General features: G+C 71.2%; 13 protein-coding genes. 2 read left to right on the top strand and 11 right to left on the bottom strand.

From position 1 onward, the window contains the following. Positions 1-16 precede the first annotated feature (16 nt). Positions 17-1,237 (top strand): cytochrome P450, encoded by a 1,221-nt coding sequence (locus AB0I66_RS26675; protein ID WP_363210463.1) that lies wholly within the window; start codon positions 17-19, stop codon positions 1,235-1,237. Positions 1,238-1,243: 6 nt separating this feature from the next. On the opposite strand, the gene AB0I66_RS26670 is transcribed toward AB0I66_RS26675, so the two are convergent. The 10 genes from AB0I66_RS26670 to AB0I66_RS26625 form a co-directional block, all read right to left on the bottom strand. Then, on the bottom strand, positions 1,244-2,119 hold the full coding sequence (locus AB0I66_RS26670; RefSeq protein WP_363210462.1) for an alpha/beta hydrolase: 876 nt from the start codon (positions 2,117-2,119) through the stop codon (positions 1,244-1,246). A 122-nt stretch (positions 2,120-2,241) separates the two neighbouring features. Further along, positions 2,242-3,453 carry a kynureninase gene (kynU, locus tag AB0I66_RS26665; protein WP_363210461.1) on the bottom strand — a complete coding sequence of 404 codons (1,212 nt, stop codon included), beginning with the start codon at positions 3,451-3,453 and terminating at the stop codon, positions 2,242-2,244. Continuing rightward, a complete protein-coding gene (locus AB0I66_RS26660; RefSeq protein ID WP_363210460.1) occupies positions 3,446-4,267 on the bottom strand; it encodes a tryptophan 2,3-dioxygenase family protein in 822 nt (273 codons plus the stop codon). Before AB0I66_RS26660 ends, kynU begins: the two co-directional genes overlap by 8 nt. A 156-nt stretch (positions 4,268-4,423) precedes the next feature. Beyond that, on the bottom strand, positions 4,424-4,837 hold the full coding sequence (locus tag AB0I66_RS26655; RefSeq protein ID WP_361829148.1) for a DUF3151 domain-containing protein: 414 nt from the start codon (positions 4,835-4,837) through the stop codon (positions 4,424-4,426). Between the two features lie 81 nt (positions 4,838-4,918). After that, positions 4,919-5,950, bottom strand: a complete 1,032-nt coding sequence (gene fbaA, locus AB0I66_RS26650) for a class II fructose-bisphosphate aldolase (protein ID WP_363210459.1) — start codon at positions 5,948-5,950, stop codon at positions 4,919-4,921. Between the two features lie 113 nt (positions 5,951-6,063). Beyond that, entirely contained in the window at positions 6,064-6,618 is a 555-nt protein-coding gene (gene pyrE, locus AB0I66_RS26645; protein WP_361466389.1) for an orotate phosphoribosyltransferase, read from the bottom strand. A 10-nt stretch (positions 6,619-6,628) separates the two neighbouring features. Continuing rightward, positions 6,629-7,426, bottom strand: coding sequence for an aldose 1-epimerase (locus AB0I66_RS26640; RefSeq protein ID WP_363210458.1), 798 nt, complete (start codon positions 7,424-7,426; stop codon positions 6,629-6,631). A 157-nt stretch (positions 7,427-7,583) separates the two neighbouring features. Then, complete coding sequence (locus AB0I66_RS26635) at positions 7,584-8,366, bottom strand: SRPBCC domain-containing protein (protein WP_363210457.1); 783 nt, start codon at positions 8,364-8,366, stop codon at positions 7,584-7,586. A gap of 46 nt (positions 8,367-8,412) precedes the next feature. Then, a complete protein-coding gene (locus AB0I66_RS26630) occupies positions 8,413-9,981 on the bottom strand; it encodes a polyamine aminopropyltransferase (protein ID WP_363210456.1) in 1,569 nt (522 codons plus the stop codon). A gap of 87 nt (positions 9,982-10,068) precedes the next feature. Beyond that, the gene (locus tag AB0I66_RS26625) at positions 10,069-10,587 is read right to left on the bottom strand and encodes a DUF2617 family protein (protein ID WP_363210455.1); all 519 of its coding nucleotides are present in this window, start codon (positions 10,585-10,587) and stop codon (positions 10,069-10,071) included. A 720-nt stretch (positions 10,588-11,307) separates the two neighbouring features. On the opposite strand from AB0I66_RS26625, the gene AB0I66_RS26620 reads away from it, so the two are divergent. Next, positions 11,308-12,507, top strand: a complete 1,200-nt coding sequence (locus AB0I66_RS26620) for a pyridoxal phosphate-dependent aminotransferase (RefSeq protein WP_363210454.1) — start codon at positions 11,308-11,310, stop codon at positions 12,505-12,507. 73 nt (positions 12,508-12,580) lie between these two features. Here AB0I66_RS26620 and AB0I66_RS26615 read toward each other — a convergent pair whose 3' ends face one another. After that, positions 12,581-13,123 carry a YbjN domain-containing protein gene (locus AB0I66_RS26615; RefSeq protein ID WP_363210453.1) on the bottom strand — a complete coding sequence of 181 codons (543 nt, stop codon included), beginning with the start codon at positions 13,121-13,123 and terminating at the stop codon, positions 12,581-12,583. Positions 13,124-13,150 lie beyond the last annotated feature (27 nt).

Raw genomic sequence — 13,150 nt, 5'->3', positions numbered from 1 at the left:
CCACTACCGTCCCTCCATGGACGCGCCCGAGCACCCCTTCGCCCCCTGGGCCCCGGAGTTCATCGCCGACCCGTACCCCGCCTACGCGCACCTGCGGGCCACCGGACGCGCGCACTACTTCGAACCCACCGACCAGTGGCTGATCCCGCACCACGCCGACGTGTCCGCGCTGCTGCGGGACCGGCGCCTCGGGCGCACATATCTGCACCGCTTCACGCACGAGGAGTTCGGGCGGCAGGCCCCGCCGCCCGAGCACGAGCCGTTCCACGTCCTGAACGACAACGGCATGCTCGACCTGGAGGCCCCGACCCACACCCGCATCCGGCGCCTGGTGTCGAAGGCGTTCACGCCGCGCACCGTCGAGCAGCTCAAGCCCTACGTCGAGGGGTTGGCCGACCGGCTCGTACGGGATCTGGTGGACGACGGGGGCGGGGACCTCGCCGCCCGCGTCGCCGAGCCGCTGCCCGTCGCGGTGATCGCAGAGATGCTGGGCATCCCGGAGAGCGACCGGGACCAGCTGCGGCCCTGGTCGGCGGACATCTGCGGGATGTACGAGCTGAACCCGTCCGAGGAGACCGCGGGGAGGGCGGTCAGGGCCTCGCTCGAATTCTCGGCGTACCTGCGCGAACTCATCGCCGTGCGCCGCGAGAAGCCGGGCGACGACCTGATCTCGGGGCTCATCGCCGCACACGACGAAGGGGAGTCCCTCAGCGAGCAGGAGATGATCTCCACCTGCGTGCTGCTGCTCAACGCGGGGCACGAGGCGACGGTCAACGCCACCGTCAACGGCTGGTACGCGCTCTTCGAGAACCCCGGCCAACTGGCCGCCCTGCGCGCGGACCCCGGGCGCCTGATCCCCACCGCCGTGGAGGAGCTGATGCGCTACGACACCCCGCTCCAGCTCTTCGAACGGTGGGTCCTGGACGACATCGAGATCGACGGCACGGTCATCCCGCGCGGCAGCGAGGTCGCCCTCCTCTTCGGCTCCGCGAACCACGACCCCGCGGTGTTCACCGCCCCCGCCGAACTGGACCTGGCCCGCGCCGACAACCCGCACATCTCGTTCAGCGCGGGCATCCACTACTGCATCGGCGCACCCCTGGCCCGCATCGAACTCGCCGCGTCGCTGGAGGCGTTGCTGCGCCGGGCGCCCGGCCTGACGCTCGCCGCGAAGCCGGAACGCAGGCCGAACTTCGTGATCCGGGGGCTGCGGGAGCTGCTCGTGGAGGTCCCGTAGCTCCTCTCAGAACGCCAGCTGCGCGATCTCCTCCGCCACCACCGCGCACGCGTCGGCTGCCGGGTCGATCAGCGGGAAGTGCCCCACCTCTTCGAGGAGCGTCACCCCGACGACCTCGCCCGCCTTGGCCGCCGCGTCCGCGTACGCCTCGGCGACGGCCTGCGGCACGACGATGTCGGTGCGCCCCTGGACGACGGTCGTGGCGATGCCGGTCGGCAGCAGGGCCGCCGGGTCGGCGTGCGGCAGCCGCTCATCGAACTTCGCGGCGCCGCCCAGTAGTTGCAGGGACGCGTCCGAGCAGACGCCGAGCTCCTGCGCCGCCCGCAGGTCGGCGATCGGCGCCAGGGCCACGACACCTCGGAAGGGCGCCGGACGGCCGATGCGCCACGGGGAACCCTCGGGCAGGACATGGCGGGCGGCGGCCCACAGGGCGAGGTGCCCGCCCGCGGAGTGGCCGGTGACGACGGTGCGGCGCGTGTCGGCCACCGGCAGATGCTCCCGTACGAGACCCGGCAGCGCGTCGAAGGCGGCGGCCACGTCGTCGAAGGTCTCGGGCCAGCGCCCCGCGACGGGTCCCTCACCCTGGGCGGGGATCGAACTGCCGCGGCGGTACTCGACATTGGCCACGGCGAAACCGCGCCGGGCGAGGAAGTCCGCGAAGGGCGTGATGTGCAGGCGGTCGTACGGAGCACGCCAGGCGCCGCCGTGCAGCACGACGACCAGCGGGGCCGGGGCGCCGCCGCCGGTCCGGGGTTCGTAGAAGTCGATCACCTGGTCGGCGTGTTCGCCATACGCGGCGGTGGTGTCGGGAGTCACCGCTGGGTGCGAGAAGGCGGCGTCGGCCTCGGCGGCATCGCGGGCCACGGCGGCGTCGTCCGGCATGCGAGGGCCTCTCTGCGGGGTTGGGTGCCAGGAGCTGGGGCGGGGTGTTCGTTCGATCTTCCCGGCACGGTGTCCGTGTGATCTTCCCCTACCCCGCCCCTGCCCGGTAACGGCTGTCGCCGTCAGCTCGCGGAGTCGCCCAGCGTCCGGGCCAGCACGCCCGCCGCCCGCTCCACGTCGGCGAAGCCGACGTACAGCGGCGTGAAGCCGAACCGCAGCACGTCCGGCGCCCGGAAGTCGCCCACCACGCCCTGCTCGACGAGGCGCCGCATCACGTCACCGGCGTCATGGCACCGCAGGGCGACCTGGCTGCCCCGCTCGGCGTGCGCCTCCGGGGTGAGCACCTCGACCCGCCCCTCGGGGACGTAGGCTCGCACGCACTCGACGAAGAAGTCCGTCAGGGCGAGGGACTTGGCCCGCACCGCCTCGACGGAGACCCCGTCCCAGACGTCGAGCGCCGCGTCGAGCGCCAGCATCGACAGGATGTCCGGCGTGCCGACCCGCCCCCGCAGGGCACCGTCCGCCGCCTCGAACTCCGGCCGCATCCCGAAGGGCTCGGCGTGCGAGTTCCAGCCGGGCAGCGGGGAGTCGAAGCGGGCCTGCAGATCCGCCCGTACGTAGATGTACGCGGGTGAGCCCGGCCCCCCGTTCAGGTACTTGTACGTGCACCCGACCGCGAGGTCCACGCCGTGCTCGTCGAGCCCGACGGGCAGCGCGCCCGCGGTGTGGCACAGGTCCCAGACCACGAGCGCGCCCGCGTCGTGCACGGCCGCCGTCAGTCCCGGCAGGTCGTGCAGGCGTCCCGTGCGGTAGTCGGCGTGATTGAGCAGGACCACGGCCGTACGCGGCCCGAGGACGTCGCGCACCTCGCCCGGGGCGACCGGCACCAGACGGCAGCCCGTCATCCGCGCGGCGGACTCGGCGATGTACCCGTCCGTGGGGAAGGTCGTCGCGTCAACGACGATCTCGTCCCGCCCCTCGCCCGGGTCACCCACCATGCGTACGGCGGCCACCAGCGCCTTGAAGACGTTCACGCTCGTGGAGTCGCCGACGACGATCTGGCCGGGGGCGGCGCCCACGAGCGGGGCTATGCGGTCGCCGATGCGCTCGGGGGCGGTCCACCAGCCGCTCTCGTCCCAGGAGCGGATGCGCAGCTGCCCCCACTGCCGGGAGATGACGTCGGCGACCCGCTCCGGCACGTGTGCCGGCAAGGCCCCCAGCGAGTTCCCGTCCAGATAGACGGTGTCGTCCAGGACGAACTCCGCGCGCTTGGCGCCGAGTTCGTCGTCGGCGTCCCGCTTCGCCGCCTGTGCCTTGAGGCCGGCCTCAGACATGGCTCCTCGCAGTCCACAGCTCGGGGAAAACGTTCTTCTGCGCGCGCTTCTCCAGCCAGGCGACACCGGCCGAACCGCCCGTGCCCGTCTTGGAGCCCATCGCGCGCCGGGTCGCCACCAGATGGTCGTTGCGCCAGCGCCACACCAGCTCGGCGACATCCGTCAACACCTCGCCGAGGCGCGCCAGTTCAGCGCTCTCGTCGCCTGCGTAGAGGTCCGTCCACACCTTCTCGACCTCGGGCGACGGCTCGTACTTCTTCGTCAGGTCGCGCTGAAGGACGGCGTCCGGGACGGCGTGGCCGCGGCGGGCGAGCAGGGCGAGCACCTCGTCGTACAGGCTCGGCTCCTGGAGCGCCTTCTCCAGCTCCGCGTGGACGCGCGGCGCGCCCCGGTGCGGCACCAGCATGGACGCGGACTTGTCGCCGAGCAGGAACTCCATGCGGCGGTACATCGCGGACTGGAATCCGGACCCCTCGCCGAGCGCACCACGGTAGGAGTTGAACTGGGCGGGAGTGAGCTGCGCCAGCGGGCGCCAGGAGGCGTTCAGCGCCTCCAGCTCGCGCAGGCTGCGCTTGAGGGCGGCCACGGCGGTGGGGATGTCGTCGCGGCGCAGGGCGTGCGACGCGGTCTCCCACTCGTGCACGATGACCGTGAACCACAGCTCCATGACCTGGGTGGTGACCAGGAAGACCATCTCTCCGGGGTCATCGGAGCGCAGGTGCTGCAGGTGCGTGAGGACGTCCGCCTGGACGTAGTCCTCATACGGGGTGGTCCCTGCGAAGTCGAGGTTCGGGGTGTCCACGTCTTGGGACATCGCGATCTCCTTGATACGTACTCCGGGTAGCGGTCCGCCCCTGCCGTTACCGACACGGGGGCCCCGGTCCCCACCGGCATCCTCCGCAACATCCCACAAAACGGCAAGACCTGCCTGGTCACAGCGGCGTCCAGGCAGGTCACGCACGTGCGGGGGCTAACCCAGGGTGTCCGCCGCCGTCTGGGAGGAATCCCGCAGGAAGCCGGCGCAGCGCTCGTACTCCTCCTGCTCGCCGATCGACTGCGCGGCGCGGGCGAGGCCGTGCAGGGCCCGCAGGAAGCCGCGGTTCGGCTCGTGCTCCCACGGCACCGGGCCGTGGCCCTTCCAGCCGCTGCGGCGCAGCGAGTCCAGGCCGCGGTGGTAGCCGGTGCGGGCGTACGCGTACGACTCGACGACGCTGCCCCGCTCGAACGCCTCGTCGGCGAGCTGCGCCCAGGCGAGGGAGGAGGTGGGGTACTTCGCCGCGACGTCCGCGGGCGCCGCCCCGTTGGCGAGCAGCTCGCGCGGCTCCGGGTCGTCGGGCAGGTGGGTCGGGGGCGGTCCCCCGAGCAGATCCTTGTGAATGGCCATGGGTTCAAGTCTGCGGCATACGCGTACGGGCCCGGCACCCAGGGAAGGGTGCCGGGCCCGTACGGAGCGGAGCCGGTGCGGCTACTTCAGCTTCGTGCCCGTGGAGCGCAGGTTCGCGCACGCCTCGGTGACGCGCTTGGCCATGCCCGCCTCGGCGGCCTTGCCCCAGGTGCGGGGGTCGTACGTCTTCTTCGAGCCGACCTCGCCGTCGACCTTCAGGACGCCGTCGTAGTTCTTGAACATGTGGTCCGCGACGGGACGCGTGAAGGCGTACTGCGTGTCCGTGTCGAGGTTCATCTTCACGACGCCGTTCTCCAGGGCGGTCGCGATCTCCTCGGCGGTGGAGCCGGAGCCGCCGTGGAAGACGAAGTCGAACGGCTGCGAACCGGCCGTCTTGCCGTGCTTGGCGGCGACGCCTTCCTGGAGGTCCTTGAGGAGCTCGGGACGCAGGACGACGTTGCCCGGCTTGTAGACGCCGTGGACGTTGCCGAAGGACGCGGCGAGGAGGTAGCGCCCCTTCTCGCCGAGGCCGAGGGCCTCCGCCGTACGCAGCGCGTCGTCGACCGTCGTGTACAGCTCGTCGTTGATCTCGTGCGTGACGCCGTCCTCCTCGCCGCCGGTCGGGGTGATCTCGACCTCAAGGATGATCTTGGCGGCGGCGGCCTTCGCGAGCAGCTCCTGGCCGATGGCCAGGTTGTCGGCGAGGGTCTCGGCGGAGCCGTCCCACATGTGCGACTGGAAGAGCGGGTTACGGCCGGCCTTGACGCGCTCCGCGGAGACGTCGAGCAGCGGACGGACGTAGGTGTCCAGCTTGTCCTTGGGGCAGTGGTCGGTGTGCAGCGCGACGGTGATGTCGTACTTCGCGGCGACGATGTGCGCGAACTCGGCGAGGGCCACGGCGCCCGTCACCATGTCCTTGTTGTGCTGGCCGCCCAGGAACTCCGCACCACCGGTGGAGATCTGGATGATGCCGTCGCTCTCGGCCTCCGCGAAACCACGCAGTGCGGCGTGCAGCGTCTGCGAGGAGGTCACGTTGATGGCCGGGTAGGCGAACTTGCCTGCCTTCGCCCGGTCCAGCATCTCGGCGTAGACCTCGGGGGTTGCGATGGGCATGTGTCCGCTCCTTGTGATGTGCGGGTGTGTGCTTGGCCCTGACCTAGGGGGCGACGTCATCGTCGCCCCCATCTTTCCAGATCCGCCGGTCGGCTCGGGCCGAACGTGGGTCCTCAGTCGCTGAGGCCGAGATCGTCCTTGGAGTACGCGAAGAGGTACGGCACCCCGGCACCGTCGGTGATCTTCTCGCCGGCGCCGGTGGCGCGGTCCACGATGGTCGCGACGCCCACGACCTCGGCACCCGCCTCACGCACGGCCTCGACGGCGGTGAGCGGCGAGCCACCGGTGGTGGAGGTGTCCTCGACGACGAGTACGCGGCGCCCCTTGATGTCGGGCCCTTCCACCCTCCTCTGCATGCCGTGCGCCTTGGCGGCCTTGCGCACGACGAAGGCGTCGAGGCGCTTGCCGCGGGCGGCGGAGGCGTGCAGCATCGCGCCGGCGACGGGGTCGGCGCCCATGGTCAGTCCGCCCACGGCGTCGAAGTCCAGGTCGGCGGTGAGGTCGAGAAGCACCTGGCCGACCAGGGGCGCGGCCTCGCCGTCGAGGGTGATGCGGCGCAGGTCGATGTAGTAGTCGGCCTCGAGACCCGAGGAGAGGGTCACCTTGCCGTGCACCACGGCCTTGTCCTTGATCTGCTGCAGCAGCGCGCCACGTACGTCGTCAGTCATGCCTGCCAGCTTAAAGCCGCGTCCAGGTCCAGGTCGTCGACGCCTCCAGGGGGTCGATGGGGGTGACCAGGCGGGGCAGGGTGTTGAGCCCGTTCGGCGGGCCGGTCTGCGGCTCCACGCACACGGCGGCCTCCTGCTCGTCGTACACGACGACCCACGGCTCGCGGCTCCGCACCTTGAGCTCGATCTCCGCCGGCCAGGTCAGGGTGACGTCGACGCCGTCGGGCATCCCGAAGCAGTCGTCCCAGGGGCTGGGGAGGGGCGCGATGCGGTTGCCGGTGGGGAGGTGATCGCCGCCGCGCTCTTCCTGCCAGGCGGGCGCGAAGTCGATCTGCACGTCCTCGCCCCCTCCCCCGAGGCTTCGGTTGAACCAGGGGTGCCAGCCCACCTGGGCGGGGAAGCTGTCGCCGTACGTCTCGATGCCGAGTGTGAGGGTGAGGGAGTCCTCGGTGAGGGCGACGATCTGCGTGACGCGGCCTTCGTAGGGCCAGGGGTCGGTCAGGTCGTACGTGAACACGGCCTCGCTCTTGCCGACGCGGGCCGTGCGCCATGCGGCGTCCCGCGCGAAACCGTGGATGGCGTGGGGCGGGGAGTTGAGGGGCATCTGGTGGGTCGTGCCGCCGTTGCGGAACTTGCCCTCGCGGATGCGGCCGGCCCAGGGGGCCATGGGGAAGCAGCCGTAGCGCGCCCCTTGCCTCAACAGTTCCCTGCCGCCGAGCTTGAGGCTCCCCACTCGGCAGCCGTTCCCGGCCTGCACGATAACTTCCGCGTCACCCGCGGCCAGCGTCACGTCTTCGTCGCTACTCACGGGATCGACCCTACGGCTCCCCGGGCCTACCTGGGGCTCTGCCCCAGACCCCGCTCCTCAATCGCCGGAGGGCTGAATCTTTCAGCCCCTCCGGCGATTGAGGAGGGCCCTCGCGCCGAGCGAGTTTTCGGGAAGGGGCGGGGTTGGGGATAAAGAATCAGCGCCTACGGCGAAGCACGCGCCCCGCGACAATCGCCGAGGCCAGCACCACCGCAGCCGCAGGCGCCGCCCACCGCAGCGTGGCGGAGGTGGACAGCGACTCGGCCGCCGGAGCGGGGGCGTACCGCCCACGCGGGGGCGCGTGATCGACCTCCTCCGCACTCCGCCCGATCATCGTCCGCCGCGCATGCGCCGCCTCCGCAGGCGGCACCAGAATCTCCTCGACCCCGTCCGAGTCCTCCGAGTCCTCCGCGTCCTCTGCGTCGAACGACGACGGCGGCACATCCGTCTCGAAGACGGAGGCCACCTCGACGGGCTCGGGTTCAGGCGCCGCGGGCTCCGGCTCGCCCGCCCGGCCGAGCCCCTCCGCGAACCGCTCGAGAAGTCTGCGCACGGCCCCCTCCACAGCCTGGGGAGAAGCCTCCGTGACGCGCCCCTCCCCCGCACCCGTCCCGGCGAAGACCAGCCGGGTCCCGGCGTCGCCCTCCTCGGCGGATTCGAGCCGCACCGTCAGCGAGAGCTTCACGGTGCCGCCGCCCCGCACCTCCACGCCCTCGCCCTCGATCGCGAAGGACCCGTCGCCGCGCGGCGCGACCCGCGCCGCGCCCCGGTACGTGATCGTGTGCCCGCCGACCCGCACCTTGAGCCGGCCGGAGAGCGGCGACGCGGACTCGTCGGCGTCGCGCTGCAGTCCGGGCACCGCCCCGGCGACCTGCTCGGGGTCGTTCAGCACCTGCTGAAGGCGGTCGACGGTAACCGGAACGAACACCTCATGCTCCATGGCAGTCGAGCCTACCCACGTGGCCGAGAACATGTACGTCAGTTCGTCAGTTCGCGTACCGCGGGTGCACCAGTGTGGAGGGAGTCAACCCCGGCATCCGCGTCCGTTCGGCGGACTCCACGCTCACCCGCAGCAGCGCCGCCGTCCCGGGCGGCGCGAGGACCGGGCGGGATCTGGCCGCCAGGACGAAGCCCCAGTCGCGGGGCGCGGACGCACCGGCCGGCTCCCGTTCGGGGCCCGCCGCGAACCCGGAGATCCTGCCGTCCACGCGATAGGGCGCGGTCCGCAGCCCGGCCGCCCGGAGCGTGGCCTCCACCGTCCAGAAGACGCGGGGCCGGTCGGCCATCGGCCCCGCGTGCACGGCGAGGCGCCCGCCCTCGGCCAGGGCCCGCCACGCCAGACCGTAGAACTCCTGGGAGTAGAACTTGGCGCTCGCGGTGATGCCGGGGTCGGGCAGATCGGAGATCACCACGTCGTACGTACGAGGGGGCGAGCGCAGCCAGTGGAACGCGTCGGCGTGCACGACCCGCACCCGGCGGTCGCGGTAGACGTGTTCGTTCAGCTCGCTCAGCGCCGGGTCGCGGCGCGCCAACCGCACGACCCCCGGATCGAGTTCGACGACGTCCACCCGCCGCACCCCAGGATGCCGCAGCACCTCGCGCGCCGCGAGGCCGTCGCCGCCGCCGAGTACCAGCACGCGCGCGTGGCGTCCGGTCATCGCGGGGCCGACGAGCGCCCGGTGGTAGCGGTGCTCGTCACGGCCGCTGACGCGCAGACGCCCGTCGAGGTAGAGATCTAAAGAATCGTGCCTGCCGCCGGTCAGGACGACTTCCTGGACGTCGGTCTGCACCGCGACCCGGACGTCCTTGCCGTAGACCGCCCGGCGGGCCGCCGCCTCGAAGTCGCCGGCGAGGACGGCGGCGGAGGCGAGCACGCCCAGGACCGTGACGTTCGCGACGAGGAGGACCCAGCGGCCGCGCACGCTCAGGTCGCGCCAGAACAGCCCGAACACGAGCGCGCTCCCCGCGATCACGTTGACCGCGCCGGTGATCAGCGCACCGGTCAACTGGCCGAGCAGGGGGAGCATGAGGAAGGGGAAGGCGAGTCCGCCCACCAGCGCGCCCACGTAGTCCGCGGCGAAGAGGTCGGACACGGCGCCGCTGGGGTCCTGCCGTCTGATCCGCTGCATGAGCACCATGAGCAGCGGCACTTCGGCGCCGATGAGCAGGCCGATGGCGAGCGAGAAGGCGACGAGCAGATACCGCGAGCCGCCCGCCCAGACCTCGCCCTGATCGCCGGTCCAGGCGAACGCCGCGTACAGCGCCATCGCGCTCAGTCCGCCGACCAGCGCGAGCGCCGCCTCGACCAGGCCGAATCCGGCGGCGGCCCGGCACCTCAGGTGCTTGGCGAGCAGCGAGCCGATGCCCATGGCGAAGACCATCACCGAGAGGACCACCGACGCCTGGGTGACCGAGTCGCCGATCAAGTACGAGGCGAGGGCGACGAGTTCGAGTTCGTACACCAGACCGCAGGCCGCGCAGACGAAGACGCCCAGCAGGACGAAGAACCGTCCCGTCCTGGGTGTCACCGGTAAATCCGTTGACGGCTCGATCATCTTGGGAACGCTACGTCACCGGACTCGCACACCTGGTCACCCACAAGGGTGCATCTCGGCGTCAGAGGTGTATATGGGGCGCGACCGTCAGAGCACGGCCGGCATGCGCACACCCACGCGGGTGCGGGTCGCCACGAGTTGCCCGTCCTGCGGGTAGGCGTGCCAGGTGCGCCATTGCACCGCGCCTTCGTGCCGCTGCGCCAGCATGGCCGTGAACGCGTGCGGACTGCCGGGGAAGACCCCGGCGAGGCCGTGCGGGTGCTCGGCCACCAGAGCGAGTAACTCCTGTGCGCGGCCCGCGAACTGGCCGCGCGAGAGGGTCTCGACGCGCGCCGCGAATTCGTACTCCCACGCGCCGAGGCGCTTGGAGACACCGAGCGGGAGCGGCGTACTGCTGCCGGGGATGCAGGCGACGGTCTCGGAACAGGTGCCCTGTTCCTCTTCGAGGAGCACCTGGTGCGAGGCCCCGAGGAGTCTCAGCTCCATTCTCGCGTCGGCGAGCTCCAGTTCGAGTGTGGCCAGTGCGGGCAGCGGCTCACGCCCAAGGGTCCAGGCGAGGTCCGTGGCGCACGTGTCGGTATAGACAGTCTTCAGGGTCGTGAGCATGGGTCGGCTCCGCTAACACGCAATGGAGGGGGTGCCGGCGCACCCGGTCGGAGAACGGGTGGTCGGTATGCCGGCTCGTGCCCACGAGAACGTCCCTGGTGTCCAAGTCGTCCGTTCGAGGGCGGTGCTGACGGTTAAGAGGGAATCATGGACTGCTGCCCTGCCACAGCGCTTTTACCCAACTTCGGAGGGTTTCCACCCCCGCGGGGGCTGCACAGTTCAACTGTTCAATGGGTCAACGACGAAGTGCCCGGCAGGAGTTGTCTCCTGCCGGGCACTTCAACAGATGGACGGACCAGCTGCCCCGTGTCAGCTGCCTCCGCCACCGCCACAACCGCCACCGCCGCCGCCGCACGAAGAGCTGCTGCCGCAGGACGAACCGCCACCGCAGGAACTGCCGCCGCTGTCACCGCCGCCGGCCCACCAACCGCCACCGGCGGTGCCGGCACCGCCGGCACCGGCCGCCCCGTGGTGCGAACCCCTTGCGCTCCCGCGCCTTGCGTACACCGCGAGTGCGAGGACCAGGACCACCGCGACCAACACGAAGACCAAGACCATGACCTTCACGCCCCTTTCGTTCCCCCGAAGCAGGCCCCCCGTGGGTCCGCCTTTTCTGTACTGCTCGTGCATGTTGTTCTCGTGTGAAAGGGGAATGCCCTCGCGTAACCCGGCCCAAAGCAGAGTTGAGCGAATCCAGAGGTTCGGCGCAGGATGGCGGTCATGACCTCCACATCCGGGAGCGGGCGCCCGCTGCTCAACCGCCGCCTCGCCGAATTCGGCACGACGATCTTCGCCGAGATGTCCGCGCTGGCGGTGAAGACGGGGGCCATCAACCTCGGCCAGGGTTTCCCCGACACGGACGGCCCCGAGGAGATCCGCGAGGCCGCGGTGCGCGCCCTGCGCGACGGCCGCGGCAACCAGTACCCACCGGGCCCCGGCGTCCCCGAGCTCCGCGCGGCGATCGTCGCGCACCAGCAGCGCAGGTACGGCCTCGCGTACGACCCCGACCGCGAGGTCCTGGTCACGGCGGGCGCCACCGAGGCGATCGCCGCGTCCCTGCTCGCCCTGGTCGAGCCCGGTGACGAGGTCATCGCCCTGGAGCCGTACTACGACTCGTACGCCGCGTCGATCGCCCTGGCCGGCGGCAAGCGGGTCCCCGTGACGCTGCGCCCGGACGCCGCCGAGGGCCGCTTCCGCCTCGACCTGGACGAGCTGCGGGACGCGATCACGCCCCACACCCGGCTGCTGCTCCTGAACACCCCGCACAACCCGACCGGCACGGTCCTGACCCGCTCGGAGCTCGCCGAGATCGCGCGGCTCGCGGTCGAGCGCGACCTGCTCGTGGTCACGGACGAGGTGTACGAGCACCTGGTCTTCGACGACGGCGAGGGCACGGAGCACATTCCCCTCGCCTCCTTCCCCGGCATGCGCGAGCGGACGGTCTCGATCGGCTCGGCCGGCAAGACGTTCTCGTACACCGGCTGGAAGGTCGGCTGGATCACTTCGTCACCGGAGCTCGTGACGGCGGTCCGCTCGGCGAAGCAGTTCCTCACCTATGTGTCGGCGGGCCCGTTCCAGTACGCGATCGCGGAGGCGCTGGCCCTGCCGGACTCGTACTTCACGTCCTTCGCCGAAGGCATGCGCGCCAAGCGGGACCTGCTGAGCGAGGGCCTGACGGCCGCGGGCTTCGACGTCTACCGCCCGGCGGGCACGTACTTCGTCACGACCGACATCCGCCGCCTGGGAGAGTCCGACGGCTTCGCCTTCTGCCGGGCCCTGCCCGAACGCGTCGGCGTGGTCGCCATCCCGAACGCGGTCTTCTACGACCACCGCGAGGCGGGCGCCCCGTTCGTACGCTTCGCGTTCTGCAAGAAGGACGACGTCCTCGCCGAGGCGGTCTCGCGGCTCAAGACGCTCTAGCCCCGGGTACGACGAGAGCCCGGCCGGGACACCCAGTGGTGGGCGTCCTGCCGGGCTCTCGTCGTGGCGTGGCTCAGGCCTGGTCGTCGCCGGGCTTCTCTTCACCCTCGGTGCCGTCGACCTCGGCCTCCAGGCCGAGCTGCTCGACCAGCCAGCGGTCGAACTCGATCGCGGCGCGCACCCAGCTGACCGTGGACGACACGAAGTGCTCGAGCGCGACGCCCGTGCCGATCAGCATCTGCGCCTCGCCGATGAGGCGGACGGTGCCGTCGTCGTGGGTGTGCGTGTAGACCTTCGGCCACAGGGTGCGGCGGTTCCAGTCGTCGATGGCCTCGAGGATCTGGGCCTTCTCCTCGATGCCGTGCGCACGGTCGTAGAACGTCCGCACCGAGAAGACCTGCTGGTCGTCCTCGCCGCGGAACATGAAGTACGTGCGGAACTCCTCCCACGGCGCCGCGAGGTCTCCCTCTTCGTCGACGACGTGCTTGAGCTCCATCTGGTCCAGGAGCTGCTTGACCAGGTCCTGGTCGGGGACAACGGGGCCCGCCGGTCCATCGCCCTGCTGCGGTTCGGGCTGTCCCCCGAAATTCGGAATCGAGGACGGGTCGATGCTCACGTGCTTAGTCCCTTCGTACGGATTCCG

Origin of the sequence: Streptomyces sp. NPDC050439 (genome assembly GCF_040655335.1) — a bacterium.
Lineage (GTDB): Bacteria > Actinomycetota > Actinomycetes > Streptomycetales > Streptomycetaceae > Streptomyces.
The sequence above is the reverse complement of the archived record's forward strand: the minus strand, read 5'-3'. Positions and strand labels throughout refer to the sequence as shown.